Raw genomic sequence first — 22,393 nt, forward strand, 5'->3', positions numbered from 1 at the left:
AAAGTCACCGTCTTTTAAGCGGCTTACGTCATTCTATACTAGGGAGTCGTGTACCACCACGGCTCTCTTTTTATTTGCCCTAATTATAACATAACTCTGCATCATTACTCAAGCAATGAATGTACATTCTTGTTTTTTCTTCCAGATATCCATTGCGAAAATAGAGAGGTAGCGGTAAAATAGATACTGAATCTTTGCTTTAAAGGAACAAAGATTATACAAAACATAAAAAGGAGACGTTACAAAATGAGTGATAAAATGGGTAGCAAGAAATTTCAGCCTTACATACCTGCTTCCAAGTCATTGCCAGAATTGACAGTAACTTCTATTGTTCTTGGTATTATTCTCGCTATTTTATTTGGTGCGGCAAATGCTTACTTGGGGCTCAAAGTAGGTTTGACTGTATCGGCGTCAATTCCAGCGGCAGTTATTTCGATGGGAATTTTGCGTGGTATTTTTAGGCGGGATTCAATTTTAGAAAATAATATTGTACAAACGATGACGACAGCTGGGGAAGCGCTCGGAGCGGGTGCAGTATTTACGATTCCGGCGCTCTTTATGCTTGGCGTGGATATCAACCAAATTATGTTGGTGTTCATCGTATTAACGGGGGGATTCCTAGGCGTATTCATGATGGTGCCGCTTAGAAGAATGCTGATTGTTAATGAACACGAAACGTTGCCATATCCAGAAGGAACGGCCTGTGCGGAAGTTCTGAAAACGGGTGAAAAAGGTGGCGGGGCGCAAGCGAAACTCGTCGTATTTGGTTTCGGGGTTGGGGCTCTTGTGAAAGTTCTTACAGATGGATTCAAGGTGTTCCGAAGCGACGTGCAGACGGGGATTTATAATTTCCAAAATGCGTTTATTGGGACGCAAATTTATCCGGCGCTGCTCGGCGTTGGGTTCATTATTGGGCCAAAGATTGCAGGTCAGATGGTGGCGGGTGGTTTGATGGCGTCGCTTGTATTGATCCCATCGATCGCGTTTTTCGGTGCGGGTAGTTCGGATGTGATTTTCCCAGCGTCAGAAGCTTTGAAAACGTTAGATGCGAGCATGATTTGGGATAACTACATTCGCTATATTGGCGCGGGTGCGGTTGCTGCGGGTGGTTTGATTACACTTGCAAAAACGATGCCGGCGATTGTGCAGACGCTTCGCAGTACGATGGTTGGTCTGAATAAAAATAAAGGTCAGAAAATGCTTGAAATTGAGCGTACGGATAAAGATATTCCGATGAAATGGGTTTTGATTGGGATTACGGTTTTGATTGTTATCATTGCGTTTGATCCATTTACGAATGTTGGGATTATCGGCGCTTTGGCGATTGCGATTTTCGGATTCTTATTCGTTACCGTGGCATCCCGGATTGTTGGGATTGTTGGTAGTTCTTCTTCGCCAGTTTCGGGGATGACGATTGCGACACTTCTGATTGTGGCGATTGCTTATAAATCGTTCGGTTACAGCGGTACAGAAGGTATTGTTTTAACATTGACGGTTGCAGCGATTGTTTGTACGGCGCTTGCGGTTGCGGGCGATATTTCACAAGATTTGAAAACCGGGTATCTCGTTGGTGGGACGCCTTGGAAGCAACAGGTCGCGATGATGATTGGTGTTATTGCCAGTGGTCTTGTGATGGGTTACATTTTGACGTTGCTTGATAACGCGTACGGTATGGGTTCTGAAGCATTGCCAGCTCCAAAAGCGGCGTTGATGAAAATCCTGGCAGAAGGTATTTTGAATGGTAATTTGCCGTGGACGTTAATCTTTATCGGGGTTTCGATTGCGGTCGTGATCGAATTCCTAGGCATGAACTCGCTTGTTTTCGCAGTAGGCCTATACTTGCCGCTAAACATCAGTGCGACGGTTATGTTCGGTGGATTTGTGCGTTTGATCGTGAACCAAGTAATCAAGTTGAAAAAGGACAAGGAAAAAGCGGAACGAATTGAGCGTGGAACGTTGTTTGCGTCCGGTTTAATTGCTGGAGAATCCCTTCTAGGCGTGATTATCGCGTTTGCGATTTCGATTAACCCGAATATTATCCCGACAGAGTACTTGCTTTCGAATCAATGGTTACCGTTTTTGGTATTCTTGATTGTGTGTACATTGCTGTATTTCTCAACAGTACCACGTAAGCAAAAAGCGTAGCGACAAAGACTCGTCTGCGTCGTTAAAGGCTCCGTTCCAGTGCTCGTGCGCGCGCTGGTACTCGCCTTTGCCTAGCATCTAATCATTTGTCGCTTTGAAATGGTTGGACATAAGGAGGGATTGATTCTATGCGAAAAAAAGAACGGCGAAATATGTTGGAAGAAATTCCAGTTTTGAAGGATGATCTGTTTTTGGAAGTGGCGGAGCAGGAGAAGTACTTGATTGTGCCGCGTTCGGCTTGGTTGGAGCGCGTGGCGACGAAGCTTTTGAAACAGCCTACGGAACGGCGTATTAAGCTCGATGAACATGGTTATTTTATCCTTTCGCAAATGGACGGGGAGACATCGATTCCAGAGATGGAGGAACGGTTTTCACGGACGTTTGGGAACGAAGATGGCATGAGTTTGTCGAGGTTGGTTCGTTTCTTGCAGATTATGGATTCGTATAGTTGGTTGAAGTGGAAAAGAGGATAGGGATAGTGGCGGAGATCAGATTTTTGGTCTTCGCTGTTTTTTTATGATAAGGTGGATTGGGATAGTTTTACATAGGGAAATGGCAGAAAAGAGTGAATTTAGATGATAAAGAAATGGATTGGTAGTTTGAGTATATTGGCGCTGGCTGGTTGTTCGGGGGCTGGTGATTATGAAATTGCTGTGAATGATAAGTATCAAATTGTGGCGATTAACACGATGGAGCATGATTTTGTGCGGAAATATCCTGATGGGGCAATGGATAATGTGTTCACGGTTGCTGTGGATGATACGGAAGAAACAATTGGGAATATCGTGGCATTGGATTGGGACGAGGCGTATTTGATTGCTAAGTCGGAGGACACGGAGGAAGTCGGCGCGCGTCATTTGAAGCATCGGAATCCGCAGTATTGGATTTTTGATTTGGAGTGGGAGAAGCCTTATGGTCCGCTTGATTTGGAGGCGTTTTTGAAACTGAAAGCGCAAAAGGGGATAGATTTGGAGTTGGTTCCTTATGATAAGCGAATCAAAGGCGAGGAGCTTGTGTATGTCTAGGCAAGTTCGGCTTAATATTTTGGGATGTATAGTTGCGGGGATTATTGGTTGCTTGATTTTTATTCCGGATTACGGTTTTTCGGATATGTATCGCATTCTTATTTTTATCGCTGTTTTTATGGTCTATTTTTATTGTAATAAGTATATCCGTGAACGAAGAAAAGATAAATAGTATGTGAGAAAACCCACCGAATCAATCGTGAATCGGTGGGTTTTCGCGGTCTTTTTTGAGGAATTTCAGTTCGGCGATAATCATGATACTGATGATGATAAGCAGGTACCAGCTGGTGATTTTGCCGAAGCCGACGAGTCGCCAGGTGACTTCTTGGTCAGGGTAGTACCAGGCGCCGAAGAAGCTGGCGATGTTTTCTGCGACCCAGATGAAGAATGCGATGAGCAGGAAGGACAGGGATAGTGGCATCCTCAGGCGTTTGTCGCCGACTGTGAAGGATACGACGGTGCGCAGGAACAGAATTAGGACGGCGATAATGAGTATGTAGCGCAAGTCCCAGATGTAATGATGGGTGAAAAAGTTGAGGTAAATCGCGGCGCAAAGGATGATGACGTAGCTGCTTTTGGGCCAATTTTTGACGGTGAGATCGAAGCGTTTCCAGGCTTGGCAAATGTAGCTGGCGACGCTTGAGTACATGAAGCCGCTGTAGAGTGGGACGCCGAAAATTTTTGTGTAAGCGTCTTCTGGATAGGCCCAGGACCCCATCTGGATTTTGTAGATTTCAAGGACGAGACCGATGACGTGAAAAAGCATGATGACTTTGAGTTCGTCCCACGTTTCGAGGCCGAATTTGATCAGAAGTAGTTGGGCGATGATGCAGATGATAAGTAGTAAATCGTACCTTGGAATGAAGGGAATATCGATGTATTTGGAAAAGGCGAGCGAGAGAAAAATGATGGCTGGGAAGATGCAACAGAGTATTTGTGTCCAGGTGAATTGCCAGAGCAGGGATAGGAAACGCATGTGGTACCTCCAGAAGAATGATTATTTGTAGTTTCTATTTTGGAATGGGATGTCGCTTGGAAAAAGGTGTTTTTGTGTGCCGATGGTTTGTAATAATTGCCGAATGCGAAGGTTATCTGCGCGTAACATGGCCTCGATTTCGTTTTTGCAAGGAGGGATGCAGGCTGTTAGGTAGTGTTGCGCGGTCTCGGTTGCGGCATAGGCATTTCCCTGATGGATGAGCTCGGCGAAAATGGCGGTCGTTATGTGTGGTGTGTCGGTTGGTGAGAGTAGGTAGTGATCGTAATTGCTGGCGTTCATGACTGCGTGAATGCCGCCGAGTGGTCCTTTGTCGACGAACGGTTCTTGGTCGGTTAGGACGGTTGTTGTATCGTCGTGGAATAGCGCTTGGATGCTTGGGAATAGGCGCTGATTCGTGACGATGAAGACGTGATCGACGAGTGAGCGCGTTTTGTCGGCGGTTTGTTCTACCCATGTTGGCGCGTTGGGTGTTTCTTTGTACAGCGCTTTATCTTCGCCGAAACGTCGGGAATTTCCACCTGCAAGTATGATGCCTGCGATTGATTTAGTTTTTGACAAGGCGACCATCCTTTATTTTTAAAATTTCGCCTGTGAGGGAGGCGGCTTCTTGGTGGTAATGGGTGACAAAGATGACAGGAATGTCGAAATCGCGCGCCATTTGGCCAACGAGTTCGATACAGATGTTGCGCGTATCTTCGTCAAGACCATTAAATGGTTCGTCTAAAAGTAGTAGGTTCGGATTGATAATCATCGCACGAGCCATGGCTACGCGTTGTTTTTCACCGCCGGATAATTTCTGAACGGAGGAAAAAAGGAGATGGGAAATCTGTAAGTAATCGCTTATTTTGCGGACTTGTTGCTCGATTTCGGCGCGATTTTTTTTGTTGACGGTTAGGCCGAATGCGATGTTTTGAAAGACGTTCATATTTGGAAAGAGGGCTAGATTTTGGAAGAGGTAGCCGACTTTGCGAGCAGCGGTTGGAACGGTGATATCACTATATGTATCGTCCCAAGCGGTGTTGCCAAATTCGATGATGCCTTCGTCGATTTTTTTGAGGCCGCTGATGCATTGAAATAGGGTAGATTTGCCGGAGCCGCTAGCGCCCATAATGGCGGTGATTGGCGCGACGAAATCGTAGTTGATATCAAGGTCGTGAAAGGGTAGTTTCTTTTTGAATTTTAAGCGTAGTGCCATGGGTTACATTCCTCTCGTTAAGTTGGTTTGGCGGACGGTCAGGATGTGGATGATCATTAGCGCGAAAATGCCGATGATGACGTTGATGAGTCCAAGATAAATGGCGGTGCGCATGTCGCCTTGTTGAACCATGAAGTAAATACTGGAGGCAATGGTGTTGGTTTTTCCTTCGATGTAACCAGCGACCATCAGGCTTGCTCCGAATTCACCCATCGCCCGGCAAAAACTAAGTAAAATCCCTGCTAAAATTGGTTGCCAGCAGTTTGGTAGGATAATTTTTAAAAAGATAGTTCTGGCGTTGGCTGACAGGGTTTGTGCGGCCCAGACGAGGTCGTGATCGATGGAGAGAAACGCGCTTTTTAGGCCTTGGTACATAATTGGTAAAATGATGATCGTTGTTGCGATAACGGCACCGGCGAGCGTGAAGATGAAGCTATAGTTGAAGTTATTCCATAAAAAGGCGCCGAGAAGATCGTTTTTTCCGAACAGATTGAGTAGAATCAGGCCTACAACGGTTGGCGGTAAAACGAGTGGTAGCAGGATGATGATCTCAATGATGAGTTGAAATCGTGATTTGCGGTTCGCGAAGTAGTAGCTGAGTGGGAGCATGGTGAGGAACGCGAGAAGTGTGGATGCAAACGCGATGATAAGTGAGTGTAGGACTGGTGTTAGCATAATTGTTGAACCTCCGATCAAGCGCGCCGACAAGGGCTCATTTCCGTCGTTAAAAACTCTGTTCCGATGCTCGAGTGCAAATCGCACATTCCGCTTCGGTACTCGCTTTTGCCTAGGAACTAAACCCTTGTCGGCGCGCTTGAAGTTTGGTGGGACAGAATGAAAACCTGGATAATGGTCTGCGGATTGATTTTTTATGTATTCCTTCTCTATTATGTTATGCGAATCATGCATTGTCAAAGAATATTAGTCGCGAAAATATAGGGATTCTCCCGATGCGCGGAAATGGGAGAAGTTGTACTATCGGATTAGATAGGAATTTTACTGTTTTTCTTTGTGAATATAATAACAAAAATGAGGTGGTACATAGTGAGGAAAAAAGGTTTGCGGTTCTTTAAACGGACGGAGAAATTTAATGGTAACTGGACGGTGATGGAGGAGAAAAGCCGGGCTTGGGAGAAGATGTATCGGGATCGTTGGAGTCATGATAAAGTGGTTCGCACGACGCATGGTGTCAATTGTACGGGTTCGTGTAGTTGGCAGGTTTTCGTGAAGAACGGGATTATTACGTGGGAAAATCAGGCGACGGATTACCCGAGTTGTGGGCCGGACATGCCGGAATTTGAACCCCGTGGCTGTCCGCGTGGCGCGAGTTTTTCGTGGTATGAGTATAGTCCGTTACGTGTGAAATATCCGTATGTGCGCGGGAAATTGTGGCGTTTATGGCAAAATGCGTTGAAGCAGTACGGGGACCCGATTAAGGCTTGGGCGAGTATTGTGGAAGATCCTGAGAAGGCGGATAGTTACAAGAGTGCGCGTGGTAAGGGTGGACAGATTCGTGTGACTTGGCAGGAAGCGTATTATATGGTTGCGGCGATGCTTATTTATACGATTAAGAAATATGGACCGGATCGCTTGGCTGGGTTTACGCCGATTCCTGCGATGTCGATGATTAGTTATGCGGCTGGGTCGCGGTTTTTGACGCTGCTCGGTGGTGAAATGTTGAGTTTTTATGATTGGTATGCGGATTTACCGCCTGCTTCTCCGCAAATTTGGGGTGAGCAGACGGACGTGCCGGAATCGAGTGACTGGTATAATGCGGGTTACATTATGATGTGGGGCTCGAATGTGCCGCTGACTCGGACGCCGGATGCGCATTTTATGACGGAAGTTCGTTATAAGGGGACGAAGGTTGTTGCGGTTGCGCCGGATTATGCGGAGAACGTGAAGTTTGCGGATAATTGGTTGGCGCCGAATCCTGGGACGGATGCTGCTCTTGCGCAAGCGATGACGCATGTTATTTTGAAGGAGTTTTATGTGGAACGCGCGGAATCGCAGTTTATTGATTATGCGAAACAGTTTACGGATTTGCCGTTTTTGCTGTTGCTTGATCAGACGGATAAGGGCTTGACGCCGGGTCGTTTCTTGCGTGAGGACGATTTGCATGCGGGGCTTGAGAAGGCGGCTAATGCGGATTGGAAAACGTGTTTGATTGATGAGACGACGGGCGAGATTGTGGTTCCGAATGGGACGATGGGTCAGCGCTGGGAAGAGGGCGTGAAGTGGAACTTGTCGCTTGCACGTGAGGATGGTTCTGTGATTGCGCCTGCGATGACGGTTGGCTTGGATCGGATCGATACGGTTGCGTTTCCTTATTTTGATAATACGGGGAATGGGATTTTTGAACGGGAATTGCCGGTTCGGGAAATTACGCTGGCGGATGGTTCGAAGCGCTTAGTTGCGACGGTTTATGATGTGATGTTGAGTCAGTATGGTGTGGCGCGGCATGATGGGGACACGATGGCGGCGCGTGGATTGGATGATGCGGAAAGCTTGTATACGCCGGCTTGGCAGGAACCGATTACGGGTGTGAAGGCGGATATTGTGACGCAGATTGCGCGTGAGTTTGCGCAGAATGCGATTGATACGGGTGGTCGTTCGATGATCATCATGGGCGCGGGAATTAATCACTGGTTTAATAGTGACACGATTTACCGCTCGATCTTGAACTTGGTTATTTTGACGGCATCGCAAGGCGTGAATGGCGGAGGCTGGGCGCATTATGTTGGTCAGGAGAAATGTCGTCCGATTGAGGGCTGGCAAACAGTGGCTTTTGCGAAGGATTGGCAGGGCGCGGTGAGACAGCAGAACGCGACGAGTTTCTGGTATTTTGCGACGGATCAGTGGCGTTATGAGGAGATGGACACGGATGCTTTGAAGTCTCCACTGGCGCAAAAAACGAGCTATAAACACCCGGCGGATTACAATGTGTTGGCGGCGAGACTTGGTTGGTTGCCTTCGTATCCGCAGTTTAACAAGAATAGTTTGCTGTTCGCGGCTGAAAATAAGGACAAATCGGATGCGGAAATCGTGTCGGGTATTGTCGAGGATTTGAAATCGGAGAAATTGCAGTTTGCGGTGGAAGATCCGGATAATCCTGTGAACTTCCCGCGTGGTCTTTTTGTATGGCGCTCGAACCTTGTTTCTTCTAGTGGAAAAGGGCAGGAGTACTTTATGAAGCATTTGTTTGGAACGACGAATAATTTGTTGTCGACGCCAAATGATGAGTTCAAGCCGGAGGAAATGGTGTGGCGTGATGAGGAAACGGAAGGAAAACTGGACTTGATGGTGACGCTTGATTTCCGGATGACGGCGACGCCAATTTATTCGGATGTGGTGCTTCCTGCTGCGACGTGGTATGAGAAGACGGATATTTCGAGTACGGATATGCATCCTTTTGTGCATCCATTTAACCCGGCGATTAGCCCGCTTTGGGAGTCGAAATCGGATTGGAATATTTTCAAGGATTTGAGTCAGACGTTTTCTGAGATGGCGAAGGATCACTTGCATGAGGTGCAGCGGGATGTGATTATGTTGCCGCTGAACCATGATTCGCAGATGGAGATTTCGCAGCCTTATGGTGAGATTAAGGATTGGAAAAAAGGCGAGGTTGAGGCGATTCCAGGTAAGACGATGCCGCATTTCCAATTTGTAGAGCGTGATTATACGCAGATTTACGATAAATTTATTACGCTTGGTCCAAATGTGGGAACGGGCAAGGTTGGCGCGCATGGGACGCAGTTCTCGGTCGCGGAGGAATATGAGGAAATGAAAGGCATCAACGGGGTTTATGAGGATGACTCGATTAAGAACGGGATGCCAATTATGGAGTCGGAACGGCAGGCGGCGAATGCGATTCTGCATATTTCTAGTGCGACGAACGGGAAGGTTGCGGTTCGGGCTTGGGAAGTGGCGGAGGACGCGACGGGAATGGAGCTTAGTCATTTAGCGAAGCCACGCGAGGCGGAGCGGATTACATTCCAAAGCATTACGGCGCAACCGCGTGAAGTGATTCCGACGCCAGTATTTACGGGTTCGAATACGGATGGCAAGCGTTATTCGCCATTTACGACGAACATTGAGCATTTGGTGCCATTCCGGACGCTGACTGGGAGACAACATTTTTATATTGATCACGAGATGTTTTTACAATATGGGGAAGCGTTGCCGGTGTATAAGCCGACATTGCCACCGCAAGTTTTTGCACCACGTGATAAGGAGATTGTGGAGACGCCGGATACGATTGTGTTGCGCTATTTGACGCCGCACGGTAAGTGGAATATTCACAGTATGTACCAAGATAATCAGCATATGTTGACGCTTTTCCGTGGTGGCCCGAACGTGTGGATCAACCATGAAGACGCAGAAGCTGGCAAAATTAAAGACAATGACTGGCTCGAAGTTTATAACCGAAATGGTGTGGTAACGGCGCGTGCGGTTGTTAGTCACAGAATGCCTAAAGGAACGATGTACATGTATCACGCGCAAGACCGTCATATCAACGTTCCAGGCACTTCGATTACAGGAACGCGAGGCGGTAGTCACAATGCGCCGACGAAAATCCACGTGAAACCAACACAAATGGTTGGTGGATATGCACAACTTAGCTACGGTTTTAACTATTATGGACCAATTGGAAATCAGCGGGATCTCTATGTTGCTGTCCGGAAACTGAACGAGGTGAATTGGCTTGAAGATTAAAGCACAAGTAGGAATGGTAATGAATCTAGATAAATGCATCGGCTGCCATACGTGTAGTGTGACGTGTAAAAATACGTGGACAAACCGCCCTGGTGCCGAGTATATCTGGTTTAATAATGTCGAAACGAAGCCCGGTATCGGTTATCCGAAACAATGGGAAGACCAAGAACGCTACAAAGGCGGCTGGAAACTGAAAAAAGGGAAATTGGAGCTTGCGGCTGGTTCGAAGTGGAATAAAGTTATGCTTGGGAAAATTTTCTACAATCCAGATATGCCGGAATTAAAGGATTATTATGAGCCGTGGACGTACAATTACGATACACTTTTCACGCCGAAAGAGAAGAAAAACCAACCGGTGGCGCGTCCAAAATCCGTGATTACAGGCAAGAACATGGAAATCGAATGGGGCCCAAACTGGGAGGATGATTTGGCGGGAGCACCAACCACGATGCCGCTTGATCCGAACATGAAAAACATCGAAACGGAGATAAAAACCAATTTTGAGACAGCGTTTATGATGTATTTGCCGCGTTTGTGCGAGCATTGTTTGAATCCTTCTTGCGTGGCGTCGTGTCCGAGTGGCGCGATGTATAAACGCGATGAAGACGGAATTGTTTTGGTTGACCAGGAAGCGTGTCGTGGCTGGCGCTATTGCATGACTGGTTGTCCGTATAAAAAAGTATATTTCAACTGGAAAACGAATAAGGCGGAGAAATGCACGTTCTGTTTCCCGCGTATCGAGGCTGGTTTGCCAACGGTTTGTTCGGAGACGTGTACAGGTCGGATTCGCTATCTTGGCGTCATGCTGTACGATGCGGATGGCGTGAAAGAAGCGGCTTCTGTAGAGGACGAGAAGGAGTTGTATCAAAAACAGCTTGACTTGTTCCTTGATCCGAATGATCCAGCGGTGATTGAGCAGGCGCGCAAAGACGGTATTAAAGAAGATTGGATTAAGGCAGCGCAGAATTCTCCTGTTTACAAAATGGCGAAGGAATACAAGATTGCGTTCCCGCTGCATCCAGAATACCGCACGATGCCAATGGTTTGGTACGTGCCGCCACTTTCGCCAATCATGAACTATTTTGAAGGGAAAGATTCGATTAATAATCCGGATATGATTTTCCCGGCGATTGATGAAATGCGGATTCCTGTTGATTATTTGGCGAGTTTGCTGACGGCGGGAAATACGGATGTGATTAAGACGTCGCTACAAAAAATGGCGATGATGAGGATGTATATGCGTGCAGTGAGCTCTGGTAAGGAGTTTGATGCGGAGAAATTGGCGCGAATCGGGATGACGGAGCAAGAAGTGAAGAAGATGTATCGCCTGCTTGCGATTGCGAAATATGAGGATCGTTTTGTGATTCCGGCGAGTCATAAAGAGGATTACATCGATACGTATAAAGCGCAAGGTTCATCTGGTTTTTCGGAGGACGTTTGTGGTGGTTGTAGTTTGGCGGATCAGATTAATAAGCCGGATGTTACGAATACGCCGATGCCGATGGGAAATAGTACGCAGCAGCCTTCAAAATCCACGCAGGATATGTATGAAGAAAGTTTTTATGGGGGGATTTGGCGTGATTAATTATGCCTTGCTAGACGAGAAACGCGCTGTTTTTGGCGCTATTTCGGCAGTGTTGTCGTATCCTGAAAAACGCTTTATTAATGATCGGTTTCTACTTTTAGAAACGTTTGAAAATCCTAAAACGCTGGCATTGATAACAGCGTTTTGGGAGGAAATTTCTGCGCTGACTTTGGGTGAGATTACAGAAACATATGTGGACACGTTTGATTTTAATAAAAAGACGACGTTGTACATGACGTTTTATAAGTTTGAGGATGCGCGGGAACGCGGGCAGATGTTGGCGAAGTTGAAGGTGCTGTATGAGATGTTCGGTTTGTTGCCGGATGATGCGGAGTTGACGGATTATCTGCCACTGATGCTTGAGTTTATTGATGCGGGTGATTGGTATCTGGATGAGCGTTCTGGTGATAGTATTGAGCTTTTGATTGGCGTGATTGAAGACGGTTCGTATCATTTGCTTCAGGCGCTTGAAGAGGCGGGAAATCCATATCGGTTTGTGATTGAGGCAATGCGGAATGAATTGCGCGTTTGCGTGAAACAAGGAGAGGAGAAGCAGCATGTGGAATAATTTTTTATGGGTTGTTTTGCCCTATCTTGTTTTGGCGAGTTTCGTGTTCGGTCATATTTTCCGTTACCGCTACGACCATTTTACGGTGACCTCGAAGTCTTCGGAAATGATTGAGAAAAAGCAATTGATGGTTGGGAGTATTTTATTCCATATCGGGATTATTTTCGTTGTCGGTGGGCATTTTATCGGCTTAGTTATTCCGAAAAGTTGGACGACATCGATTGGTATTAGCGAGCATATGTATCATATCGTCGCGGTCGGAATTGGAAGTATTTTTGGGATTATGGCGTTTGCAGGGATGTTTTTGTTGACTTTCCGGCGGTTGTCGAATGATCGCGTGCGAATGACGAGTTCGATTATGGATATCATCGTGAATGTGACGCTATTGTTCACGCTATTTCTTGGAATGGCGAGTACGTTGTTTGCGAACCCGGCGAATCCTGGCTTTGATTACCGCGAATCGATTGCGGTTTGGTTTAGGCAGTTGTTCATTTTCCAGCCAGATGCGAGTCTGATGGCGAACGTGCCGGTATTTTTCCAACTGCATATTATTAGCGCGTTTCTGATTTTTGCGCTATTTCCGTACACGCGATTGGTGCATGCATGGAGCGTACCGCTGTCGTATTTGAAGAGGAGTTATATTATTTATCGTCGCTAGGAATTTTATGAGATTGGGACATAACTAAAAGCTGAGAAATAACTGCTTTACCATATTTAAAGGGTAGGACGAAAAGTTGGCTTAACACAAATCGAGCGAAAGCGTTTGTATTCCATCCGTTTGGTGGAACTATGGACCGCCTGTTCGCGATGCTGTAACTCATTGTATTCGAACAGCTAGGAAAGATTACATGCTCGCTTTGCTCTCATGCATATTGGGGCTGTAACTCATTACATTTCGAACAGCTCCAACAATGCGAACGCTTGCCGCCGATTTACACCGGTTATGCACCAAACTCTATACGAGGGGAGAAATAAACATGCAACATACATCAAAAAAAGACGCGTATATCGCGCTCACCATTGCTACAGTTGCGATGGCGATTTCATTTATGGTCTGGGCTTCTTTATCGCCCGTTTCTAATCAGATTGCCGCGGAATTTGGCCTGTCTGCTTCACAAAAAAGTTTACTTATTGCAACGCCTGTACTTCTGGGTTCTATTATGCGAATTCCAATGGGGATTTTAAGTGATCGGTATGGTGGTAAGAAAATATATATTATCACGATGCTATTCACGCTCATTCCGTTGGCGTTGATTCCGTTTGCGAGCACTTATTTATACTTAATGCTCTGCGCGTTTTTCATCGGTATGGCTGGAACGACTTTTGCTATCGCGATTTCTTACGTTTCTACCTTTTTTCCGGCTGAAAAACAAGGCTTGATTTTGGGGATTGCTGGAATGGGGAACATTGGGAATGCACTTTCTGGACTGATTATCCCGCGTATTAATGCGAACTGGGGATTTGATTGGATTTATTATTCTTTGATGATTGCGATTGTGATTATTGTCGCTATCTTTGCGATTTTTGCGAAAGAAATGAAGTTGTCGACGGAAAAGAAAACGTTGAAGCAGTCGCTGTCGGTTGTGAAGGATAAGAACACGTGGTATTTATCTTTGTTCTATTTCCTGACGTTTGGCTCGTTTGTAGCGCTGAGTAACTATTTACCGGCATTTATGGGCGATCAGTTCTCGATTGGGGCGGTGAACGCTGGGTTATTCTCTGCTGGATTTGCAGCGACCGCGACATTTATGCGTCCTGTTGGTGGGATTTTAGCGGATAAACTAAATCCGACGAAACTGTTGACGACTGGTTTTGCGATGATTGCTGTGGCCGCGTTCTTGATTGCTTTTTCACTGACGCAATATGGCGTCTTTACAACACTTATTTTCATCACCGCGCTTATTGTAGGTCTTGGAAACGGGATTATTTTCAAAATGGTGCCGATGGTTTCCAAAGGGAATACGGGTGCTGTGACCGGGTTTGTTGGGGCTGCCGGTGGACTTGGTGGATTTTTCCCGCCGCTTCTGTTAGGTATTATTAAACAAAATACAGGTTCTTATACGCTTGGATTTATTTTGCTCGGCGTGTTTGCACTCGTTTGTCTTGTGACGGTTTGGGCTGTTTATTTACGCAAACCGACTATAACAACCTGATTTGAAATGGAAGGCAGTGGAACTATTTCGCTGTCTTTTTTTTAGGAAATTCCGTACAATAGGAGTAGACTGAAATAGGGGGCAAGCAAGGTGAAAATGTGGATAAAAAGTGGGTTGCTTTTCGTTGGGGTATTATTGGTTTTGACAGGATGTGGCGAGCAGGAACCGCAATCGATACATATTTCTGTGGCGGCGAGTTTGAAAGATGTGATGGATGACGTGAAACCTTTGTATGAGGGTGAGCACGACAATGTGACATTGGAATTCGACTTCGCTGGTTCAGGGCAAATCCGCGAGCGTGTGGAAAATCGGGCGCCGGTTGATGGTGTTGTGCTCGCAAGCGCTGCGGATGCGGATAAGTTGATGAAGAAAAAGTTGATTGATGATAAAGCGGAAATTGCTTCGAATACGCTGGTGGCTGTGATGCCGAGCAAGAGTGTTCCGAATGGGGATATTACAACGGAACTAGCGAAGGCGCGCGTGATTGCGATCGGGGATCCTGCTTCGGTGCCGGCGGGGAAATATGCGGAGGAATTTTTGACGAAAAAGCAGTTGATGGGTATTGTGAAAGCTCGTTTGGTGAAGGCGAGTGATGTGCGTCAAGTGTTGGCGTACGTGGAATCTGGAAATGCGGATATCGGTTTTGTTTATCAAACGGACGCGATGATTTCGAAAAAAGTGCAGACGGCGTATAAAATTAGCAATGATTTGCATAGCCCAATCGGGTATTATGCGGCGACGATTCAGGATTCAGAAGCTGCGGATGAGACGTCCAAATTTATGGATTACATGAAGGGGACGCAAGCTCAGAAAATTTTGAAGAAATATGGATTTGGTGAGGCGAACTAACGATAAGTGAGCGCTTACACTGTTATTTTCATAGGGATTGATGTATAGTGGAATTAGCTGAAATTTGCGAGAAAAGGAAGTGTCGGGCATGTTGGATAAACGAGTAGCGATTCGAGTGGAGGAAGCGCAGAAAAGGTTGCTGGATAACAAGGTCATGCTTGGCGCAGAAGAGATCGGAATCGCAGACGCGAACGGTCGAATCCTGGCGCAGGAAGTAAAAGCAACGATGGCGATGCCGCATTTTAGGCGTTCAGGCTACGACGGTTTCGCAATCAGAGCCGAGGACGACGCCAACTATCCACGAACGTTTCAAGTGGTGGCGGACGTGCCATGCGGTTCTGCGTACAATCACGATTTGCAGGCAAACGAAACCGTGCGCATCATGACCGGCGCCAAAGTTCCTGAAAACGCTGGCAAAATTATCATGTTGGAGCAGTCCCGCGAAACAGATGACGTAGCGACCATCACACTCATCAATACGCATAAAAATACCAACATCACCGAGCGCGGCGAAGAATTCGAGGAGGGCGCAACATTACTCCAAGCCCATCACCACCTGAATCCCGGCTCCATCAGCCTACTCGCAGCATTCGGCGTCCCGAACGTGACGGTATTCCGCCGTCCCCGTGTCGCGATTTTATCCACCGGTTCCGAGTTAGTCCAACCCGGCGAGCCACTCCCAGACGGCAAAATTTTCAACAGCAACCATCTGATGTTGGCGGCGCTAGCAAAAGACGCAGGCGCGGAAGTCATTGCCGTGGAGCAAATTGAAGACGACCTAGCGTTGACCAAAAACCGGCTCACCGACCTTGCCAAACAAGCCGACCTAATTTTGACGACAGGCGGTGTTTCCGTCGGGGACTTCGATTTCATGGCCATCATCGCAAAAGAAGATGCCGAACTGCTCTACAATAAAATCCAAATGCGGCCAGGCAGCGTCACGACAGCGATGCGCTACGAAAACACGCTAGTCGCGGCTCTATCCGGCAATCCCGGCGCCTGCTTCACCGCGTTCCACCTACTCATCGCGCCAGTCCTTGCCAAAATGAGCGGCGACATCGAAACCCAGTTCACTTTTCAACCGGCAAAAATGGGCGCGGATTACTCGAAAAACAACGCGTACGATCGCTTTTTACGCGGTCAATTATTATACGAGGCAGGCGAACTAACCGCCGTTCCCGTTGGCAGTGACATGTCGAGCGCGCTAGGCAATTTACACCTAACCGAATGCCTCATCAAAATACCGAGCGGCAAAACCGGCAAAAATAAAGGAGAGGAGATCGAGATATGGCGCTTATCTTCCAAATAACTGGATTCAAAAAAAGCGGCAAAACAACGCTCACCAATTGTTTCGTGCAACAACTAAAAGCGCAAGACTACACGGTAGCCGTCATCAAACACGACGCGCACGCCTTCGCAATCGACCATCCAGACACAGATTCCTACTCATTTCGCGAAAGCGGCGCAGATATCGTCGCTTTATCTTCCTCCTCCCAACACGCCATCATGGTCGACCAAGGCATCACGCTAAAAGACATGATTGCGAGCCTGCCGCCAACCGATGTGATTTTAATCGAAGGCTACAAGGAAGCATCGTTTCCAAAAATCGTGATGGTGCGAGACGCGGAAGATGTGGCGACACTAGAAACGTTACAAGCCATTTACAAGATGGCAACGTTGCGCGACGGGCTCCCAGCCAACATTTTGAAAGTAAGTACGCAAGATGCTCAAGAAGCACTATGTCAGACGATAATCGAGGAATTTTTACAATGATAGATGTTAGATTACAACAGGAGCCGATTGACGTTGGCACCACATACCAGAAGTTAGCCAATGCCAAATTTGGCGCTGTGAATATGTTTGTTGGCACGATTCGCGAATGGACTGGCGAAATCCAAACGCAGACGATTCGTTACACGGCGTACAAAGAAATGGCGATCAAGGAACTGTCAAAACTCGCGCATGAAGTAGAGACGAAATATGACGCGGACGTGATTGTGATTCACCGCCTGGGCGAGTTAGCATTGACCGATATTGCTGTATTTATCGGAGTTGCGACGCCTCATCGTGCCGCCTCTTACGAAGGTTCGCGTTTTATCATTGAAGAGCTAAAAAAACGTGTGCCAATTTGGAAAGAAGAAGTCGATACGGATCGTGTTCGTTGGGGAGGTGAGCGAGATGACGCCCATTAAACTATTCGCTTTTCTCGTCCAGAAAGCCGGGTTTCAAGAAATAAATCTCGACCTTTCTGATTGCAAGACTGTCGCAGATGTGAGACAGTTAGTGAGTAAGGAAATTCCAGCGATTGAAGCCGACGTGGCCAAGTGCATGATTGCGGTCAACATGGAGTTTCAAACAGACGATTGCCTTTTGACAGACGTTTCAGAAATCGCGATAATCCCTCCAGTAAGCGGAGGATGAGATGAAGGAGCCGATAAAATGACTGATGAACTATCCCATTTTAATGACGAACAACGGGCCCACATGGTGGATGTAACGAAAAAAAGTGAGACGCAAAGACGTGCCATCGCCAAAACAACGCTACATATGGAAGAGGCGACCTTAACACGTATTAAAGACGGGCTCATCGATAAAGGCGATGTGCTAGCCGTTGCGCAAGTAGCAGGCATTATGGCTACAAAAAAAACAAGTGAGCTAATCCCGATGTGTCACCCAATCATGACGACAAAAGTCAATATCATGTTCACTGATGATGGCAAGGATCACTTAACGATTATCGCCGAAGTAGTCACGATTGGAAAAACCGGTGTCGAGATGGAAGCTCTGACCGCCGTATCTGTGACCGCGCTGACCGTTTACGATATGTGTAAAGCAATAGATAAAAAAATTGTCATTGAAAATACCCATCTAGTTGAAAAAACAGGTGGCAAAAGCGGAAAATTCCGTTTCGATAAATAACGATAGGAGGCAGGTATCATGCAACTATTAACCGATCGCTTTGGACGCGTCCATGATTATATACGTATTTCCGTCACCGACCGCTGTAATTTGCGCTGTGTTTATTGTATGCCCGATGAAGGTATGACATTCCTACCTCACGAACAAGTCCTATCTAAAGATGAGATTGTAGACTTTATGAAAATCATCGTCGGTTACGGCATCAAAAAAGTCCGGATTACAGGTGGCGAACCACTTTTGCGAACCGACATTGTAGACATTATCGCAGGCATTAGTGCCATTCCAGAAATCGAGGATATTGCGGTAACAACCAACGCGATGTACCTTGTCAAAAAAGCCGAAGCCCTGAAAGCAGCTGGTTTAACGCGTGTCAACATCAGCTTAGATTCCCTGCATGAAGACCGTTTCAAAACCATCACCCGTGGCGGTAAGCTACAAAAAGTGCTGGACGGTATCGCGAAGGCAGAAGAAGTTGGATTTTTCCCGATTAAACTGAATGTTGTCTTGATCAAAGGTCAGAACGACGATGAAATTCTGGATTTTCTGCAATTTACGAAAGACAAAGATATCAACATCCGCTTCATCGAATATATGCCAATCGGTCACGCTGGCGATGGCTGGAAAAAACAATATTTATCGCTACAAACGATTTTCGATGCCTGTGATGAGGCGGGACTTTCCTACAAACCAGTGGACTCGATTCGTGGCAACGGCCCATCCGAGAACTACCGCTTAGAAGGCGCAAAAGGAACATTTGGCTTGATTCACCCCGTCAGTTCCCATTTTTGCGCGAGCTGTAATCGATTGCGTCTGACCGCGGACGGCTACATTAAAGCGTGTCTGTACTGGGACGAGGAAATGAATATTCGCCCGTTCATTGACGATCCAGAGAAACTGATGGCACTCGTACAAAAATCCATCGATAATAAACCAGAAAGTCACGAGATGGCGATTGCTTTACAAGACGAAATGCAATCACACAAACCGACAACAAGACGCATGAGCCAAATCGGCGGATGATATAGACAGAGTATAAGCTAAGTAAATCGGCGGCAAGCGTTCGCATTGTTGGGGCTGTTCGAAATGAAATGAGTTACAGCCCCAATATGCATGAGAGCAAAGCGAGCATGTAATCCTCCCCGGCTGTTCGAAATGAGTTATGCCTATGAGCATTGAGAGTAGGCCGTTCTTCCGAGTATTTAGAACAAGGATGTGGTATGTCTTTGCGGTTCTGCTGCACAAGAGCGGTTTCGCTTAACTTCTTACATGGTCGGGGAAAGGACTCCCTCCCTGTTTTCAGTCATCACATACACTAGTATGCTCCGCTTTGTTGTGGTTCTTTGAAGCAAAGCGAATTAGAACCTCAATATGCAAAGGAATGAAATGCGTTTGCCGTCCTCGTTCCGCCAAACGGATGGAATACAAACGCTTTCGCTCGATTTGTGTGAAGCGGGATTTTACGTCTTACCCAATTAGAAACTAAAAAAGTCTGTGTCTTGTTTTCGAGGCGCGGGCTTTTAAGTCATAAAAGGAGTCGTGGAAAATGTCTAAAAAACTAAACATTGGTCTAATTATCGGGAGTAATCGGCCAACACGCGTTTGCCGTACTGTTGCAGAATGGGCGATGAAAGAGATGGAACATGAGGCGTTAAATCTGAGCCTTATCGACCTTGCCGAAATCAATTTGCCATTTTTAGATGAGCCAGAAATTCCGGCGCATCACAATTACGAAAAAGAACACACCAAGGCTTGGAGTGAACTGATCAGCGGATATGACGGCTTCGTTCTCATTTTTCCGCAATACAACTGGGGATATCCTGCCGTTTTAAAAAATGCGTTAGACTTTCTATATGATGAATGGCGTGGGAAACCTGTAAGCATCATGTGTTACGGCGGGCATGGCGGCTTCCAAGCAACGCTCAGCATGAAGCTCGTTACGCAAGGGTTACATATGTACAATATGGCGACCAACCCACCGCTCGATATTTCCGACGAGATGTTCGACGCATCAGGCCAATTTAAAAACATCGAAAAAGACTTCGCGCGCTATAAAACTTCCTTGCAAGCCGTATCTAACGAGTTCGCGGATCTTTTAACCAAATAGACAGGAGTTGCCAATTTTGAATTATATCGCAGTATTTTGTGGCGCAAACATGGGGAACAGCCCAATATATCAAGAAGCGACCGTAGAACTTGGAAAATGGATTGCAGAAAAACACGATGGCCTCGTTTACGGTGGCGGAAAAGTAGGCCTGATGGGAGTGCTCGCCGATCAAGTTTTAGCAAATGGTGCGGAGGTGATAGGCGTTATTCCAGAGGCATTGAAAAATAGAGAAATTGCGCATGAGGGTCTGACGGAACTGCATGTAGTCGCGAATATGCACGAACGAAAAGCGCAAATGATTGCATCGGCAAACGTATATATCGCGATGCCCGGCGGACCAGGAACGCTAGAAGAAATAACGGAGGTCATCTCGTGGGGAAGGATTGGCGAGCATGCAAATCCATGCATATTATACAACGTGAACGGGTATTACGATTTACTAGGGAGATTTTACGATCAAATGGTGGAAGAGGGCTTTTTGACGCAAATCGATCGAGATAAAATTTTAATATCAGAATCGCTGGATGAGATCGACCAGTTTATAGCTTCTTACACGCCGCCAACAATTCGGACCTATTAAATAACGCAAAAAATCCTAGCGATTCGCACACCGCTAGGATTTCTTCTATTTTCGACGCTCGGCTAAAAAATGTGGCAACTCCGGAATAATAAGCTGGTTAATTGCAAGTCCGCAAGCGTTGGACGAACCGGGAATCACGAAAAGCAACACATTATCTAGCGTGAATCCAGCAAAAGCCCGAGACAACATCGCTCGTGTGCCAATCTCCTGATAACTCAACATCCGAAACAGCTCGCCGAATCCTGGAATCTCTTGCGCCACTTGATCCCACAGAGCCTCAAATGTTACATCACGCACAGCAATTCCCGTACCACCGTTCGAAATCACACAGTCCGATTGCGGCTTCAATTTGGCAAGTCCCTCATTGATCAAGAAATCATCATCCTTCACGACAATCCGCTGCGTCACAATGTGTCCCGCGGCTTCAAGCGCCTCCGCAATCAATTGCCCACTCTTATCCGTGTCCAAATTCCGCGTATCGCTAATCGTCAAAATCCCAACTTGAGCCTGAATAAATTCCTTCTGTTCCATTTTTCTCGCCTCCTCAAATTTCATTAAAAAAGTGCTGATATTGCTTCTTCGCCACCATTAAATCATCGGTTCCGTGCACCAAGACACGCCCATTTTGAAAAACCGTAAAATCATAATCCCGAAACGTAAAAGTCAGGACGAAACGATTGGCACTACAAGAAATATCCTGATTCCCAAGCACCGTCTTAAATGCGTTAAAATCAATCGCCGTCCCAATCTGAAACTGCACCGTATCACGCCCACAAAGCAGCACAGGCTGTTTCGAAAAAGCCACCTCGCTCTTCTCTCTACGAACACAAACCGCACAATCCGGATTCCGCGAAACGCCAAATTTTTGAAAAGTCATCTCCCAATTATCCAGCTGATAATAGTTCGCGCTTCGCTCCCCAAGCAACAGCTTCGTCAAAAGCGACACCTGAAGCCCCGCCAGCATCGGAATCAGCGCCCCGTGAACCCCGATAATATCACAACTCGTCTCATTAAAAAGCGGCATTTTCTCCATCAAGCAATGCAAACAAGCCGTCTCACCAGGAATAATCGGCATCAGATTCGCAAAAGTCCCCGCGCACGACGCAAAAATCCAAGGCACCCGCTGCTCCAAACACCATTCATTCAAAAAACGCCGCGTCGCAAAATTATCCGTACAATCCAAAACCGCATCGATATCTCCCACAAAAGGCAACAACGATGAACCGTTCGCATCATCCACCAAAAAATCAATCATAATATCCCGATTAATCGCGCGCAAAGCTTTCGCAGCGGCCCACGCCTTCGCCTCTTTTTGCGTCGCATCCTGCTCCGTAAACAACGTTTGCCGTTGCAAATTTGATAACTCCACGAAATCACGATCCACCAAAATAAGCCGGCCAATTCCCATCCGAGCCGCAATCTCTGCTGCATATGTACCAATCGCGCCAACGCCGACGATAAGCACCGTGCTCGCCTGCAACGACTCCTGCCCTGACCTTCCAATTTGAGCCACCCGCATTTGCCGATCATAACGCTCCATCCGAAACACCTTCTTCC

Annotated in this window: 24 protein-coding genes; 18 read left to right on the forward strand and 6 right to left on the reverse strand. The window is 46.7% G+C overall.

Annotated elements, in window-relative coordinates; genetic code table 11:
• The first annotated feature begins 246 nt into the window (after positions 1 to 246).
• The 4 genes from DUK53_RS09415 (at position 247) to DUK53_RS09430 (ending at position 3,342) form a co-directional block, all read left to right on the forward strand.
• Positions 247 to 2,145 carry an OPT family oligopeptide transporter gene (locus DUK53_RS09415; protein ID WP_036090536.1) on the forward strand — a complete coding sequence of 633 codons (1,899 nt, stop codon included), beginning with the start codon at positions 247 to 249 and terminating at the stop codon, positions 2,143 to 2,145.
• A gap of 128 nt (positions 2,146 to 2,273) precedes the next feature.
• A complete protein-coding gene (locus DUK53_RS09420; protein ID WP_036090539.1) occupies positions 2,274 to 2,618 on the forward strand; it encodes a PqqD family protein in 345 nt (114 codons plus the stop codon).
• Positions 2,619 to 2,720: 102 nt separating this feature from the next.
• Positions 2,721 to 3,170 carry a hypothetical protein gene (locus DUK53_RS09425; RefSeq protein WP_036133449.1) on the forward strand — a complete coding sequence of 150 codons (450 nt, stop codon included), beginning with the start codon at positions 2,721 to 2,723 and terminating at the stop codon, positions 3,168 to 3,170.
• Entirely contained in the window at positions 3,163 to 3,342 is a 180-nt protein-coding gene (locus DUK53_RS09430; protein WP_036133451.1) for a hypothetical protein, read from the forward strand. The genes DUK53_RS09425 and DUK53_RS09430 overlap by 8 nt, the downstream gene beginning before the upstream one ends.
• 21 nt (positions 3,343 to 3,363) lie before the next feature.
• Here DUK53_RS09430 and DUK53_RS09435 read toward each other — a convergent pair whose 3' ends face one another.
• The 4 genes from DUK53_RS09435 to DUK53_RS09450 are packed head-to-tail and all read right to left on the reverse strand — an operon-like array spanning position 3,364 to position 6,037.
• Positions 3,364 to 4,146, reverse strand: coding sequence for a DUF817 domain-containing protein (locus tag DUK53_RS09435; RefSeq protein ID WP_081964481.1), 783 nt, complete (start codon positions 4,144 to 4,146; stop codon positions 3,364 to 3,366).
• A gap of 21 nt (positions 4,147 to 4,167) precedes the next feature.
• On the reverse strand, positions 4,168 to 4,725 hold the full coding sequence (locus DUK53_RS09440; RefSeq protein ID WP_036133460.1) for a molybdenum cofactor guanylyltransferase: 558 nt from the start codon (positions 4,723 to 4,725) through the stop codon (positions 4,168 to 4,170).
• Positions 4,712 to 5,362, reverse strand: a complete 651-nt coding sequence (locus tag DUK53_RS09445) for an ATP-binding cassette domain-containing protein (RefSeq protein WP_036133463.1) — start codon at positions 5,360 to 5,362, stop codon at positions 4,712 to 4,714. Before DUK53_RS09445 ends, DUK53_RS09440 begins: the two co-directional genes overlap by 14 nt.
• 3 nt (positions 5,363 to 5,365) lie before the next feature.
• Positions 5,366 to 6,037, reverse strand: coding sequence for a molybdate ABC transporter permease subunit (locus tag DUK53_RS09450; protein WP_036133603.1), 672 nt, complete (start codon positions 6,035 to 6,037; stop codon positions 5,366 to 5,368).
• Between the two features lie 366 nt (positions 6,038 to 6,403).
• Here DUK53_RS09450 and DUK53_RS09455 point away from each other — a divergent pair, with 366 nt between their 5' ends.
• The 14 genes from DUK53_RS09455 to DUK53_RS09520 all read left to right on the forward strand — a co-directional run bounded on the left by DUK53_RS09455 (position 6,404) and on the right by DUK53_RS09520 (position 20,836).
• Positions 6,404 to 10,078: a nitrate reductase subunit alpha gene (locus DUK53_RS09455; protein ID WP_036090662.1), complete on the forward strand. Its 3,675-nt coding sequence runs from the start codon at positions 6,404 to 6,406 to the stop codon at positions 10,076 to 10,078.
• On the forward strand, positions 10,068 to 11,663 hold the full coding sequence (gene narH, locus DUK53_RS09460) for a nitrate reductase subunit beta (RefSeq protein ID WP_036133466.1): 1,596 nt from the start codon (positions 10,068 to 10,070) through the stop codon (positions 11,661 to 11,663). Before DUK53_RS09455 ends, narH begins: the two co-directional genes overlap by 11 nt.
• On the forward strand, positions 11,626 to 12,231 hold the full coding sequence (narJ, locus tag DUK53_RS09465) for a nitrate reductase molybdenum cofactor assembly chaperone (protein WP_236637292.1): 606 nt from the start codon (positions 11,626 to 11,628) through the stop codon (positions 12,229 to 12,231). The genes narH and narJ overlap by 38 nt, the downstream gene beginning before the upstream one ends.
• Positions 12,221 to 12,889 carry a respiratory nitrate reductase subunit gamma gene (gene narI, locus DUK53_RS09470; RefSeq protein WP_036090560.1) on the forward strand — a complete coding sequence of 223 codons (669 nt, stop codon included), beginning with the start codon at positions 12,221 to 12,223 and terminating at the stop codon, positions 12,887 to 12,889. The genes narJ and narI overlap by 11 nt, the downstream gene beginning before the upstream one ends.
• A 319-nt stretch (positions 12,890 to 13,208) precedes the next feature.
• Positions 13,209 to 14,384, forward strand: a complete 1,176-nt coding sequence (locus tag DUK53_RS09475) for a nitrate/nitrite transporter (RefSeq protein WP_036090563.1) — start codon at positions 13,209 to 13,211, stop codon at positions 14,382 to 14,384.
• A 96-nt stretch (positions 14,385 to 14,480) separates the two neighbouring features.
• Positions 14,481 to 15,233 (forward strand): molybdate ABC transporter substrate-binding protein, encoded by a 753-nt coding sequence (gene modA / locus DUK53_RS09480; protein ID WP_036133606.1) that lies wholly within the window; start codon positions 14,481 to 14,483, stop codon positions 15,231 to 15,233.
• 88 nt (positions 15,234 to 15,321) lie between these two features.
• Positions 15,322 to 16,542 carry a molybdopterin molybdotransferase MoeA gene (locus DUK53_RS09485; RefSeq protein ID WP_036133470.1) on the forward strand — a complete coding sequence of 407 codons (1,221 nt, stop codon included), beginning with the start codon at positions 15,322 to 15,324 and terminating at the stop codon, positions 16,540 to 16,542.
• The gene (gene mobB / locus DUK53_RS09490) at positions 16,521 to 17,006 is read left to right on the forward strand and encodes a molybdopterin-guanine dinucleotide biosynthesis protein B (RefSeq protein ID WP_036133473.1); all 486 of its coding nucleotides are present in this window, start codon (positions 16,521 to 16,523) and stop codon (positions 17,004 to 17,006) included. The genes DUK53_RS09485 and mobB overlap by 22 nt, the downstream gene beginning before the upstream one ends.
• Positions 17,003 to 17,425, forward strand: coding sequence for a molybdenum cofactor biosynthesis protein MoaE (locus DUK53_RS09495; RefSeq protein WP_036090570.1), 423 nt, complete (start codon positions 17,003 to 17,005; stop codon positions 17,423 to 17,425). Before mobB ends, DUK53_RS09495 begins: the two co-directional genes overlap by 4 nt.
• Positions 17,412 to 17,654, forward strand: coding sequence for a molybdopterin converting factor subunit 1 (gene moaD / locus DUK53_RS09500; protein WP_036133476.1), 243 nt, complete (start codon positions 17,412 to 17,414; stop codon positions 17,652 to 17,654). Before DUK53_RS09495 ends, moaD begins: the two co-directional genes overlap by 14 nt.
• Before the next feature lie 18 nt (positions 17,655 to 17,672).
• Positions 17,673 to 18,152 (forward strand): cyclic pyranopterin monophosphate synthase MoaC, encoded by a 480-nt coding sequence (moaC, locus tag DUK53_RS09505; RefSeq protein WP_036090574.1) that lies wholly within the window; start codon positions 17,673 to 17,675, stop codon positions 18,150 to 18,152.
• An 18-nt stretch (positions 18,153 to 18,170) separates the two neighbouring features.
• Entirely contained in the window at positions 18,171 to 19,172 is a 1,002-nt protein-coding gene (gene moaA / locus DUK53_RS09510; RefSeq protein ID WP_036090576.1) for a GTP 3',8-cyclase MoaA, read from the forward strand.
• Positions 19,173 to 19,695: 523 nt separating this feature from the next.
• The gene (locus tag DUK53_RS09515; protein ID WP_036133481.1) at positions 19,696 to 20,256 is read left to right on the forward strand and encodes an NADPH-dependent FMN reductase; all 561 of its coding nucleotides are present in this window, start codon (positions 19,696 to 19,698) and stop codon (positions 20,254 to 20,256) included.
• Positions 20,257 to 20,272: 16 nt separating this feature from the next.
• The gene (locus DUK53_RS09520) at positions 20,273 to 20,836 is read left to right on the forward strand and encodes an LOG family protein (protein ID WP_186008530.1); all 564 of its coding nucleotides are present in this window, start codon (positions 20,273 to 20,275) and stop codon (positions 20,834 to 20,836) included.
• A gap of 45 nt (positions 20,837 to 20,881) precedes the next feature.
• Here the strand turns inward: DUK53_RS09520 and DUK53_RS09525 are convergent, their stop codons facing one another.
• Together DUK53_RS09525 and DUK53_RS09530 are read right to left on the reverse strand one after the other, a co-directional pair.
• Positions 20,882 to 21,367 (reverse strand): MogA/MoaB family molybdenum cofactor biosynthesis protein, encoded by a 486-nt coding sequence (locus DUK53_RS09525; protein ID WP_036133485.1) that lies wholly within the window; start codon positions 21,365 to 21,367, stop codon positions 20,882 to 20,884.
• A 13-nt stretch (positions 21,368 to 21,380) separates the two neighbouring features.
• The gene (locus tag DUK53_RS09530; RefSeq protein ID WP_036090583.1) at positions 21,381 to 22,376 is read right to left on the reverse strand and encodes a ThiF family adenylyltransferase; all 996 of its coding nucleotides are present in this window, start codon (positions 22,374 to 22,376) and stop codon (positions 21,381 to 21,383) included.
• Between the last annotated feature and the right edge of the window lie 17 nt (positions 22,377 to 22,393).

The sequence above is a fragment of the Listeria sp. SHR_NRA_18 genome (genome assembly GCF_003856515.1).
Lineage (GTDB): Bacteria > Bacillota > Bacilli > Lactobacillales > Listeriaceae > Listeria_A > Listeria_A newyorkensis.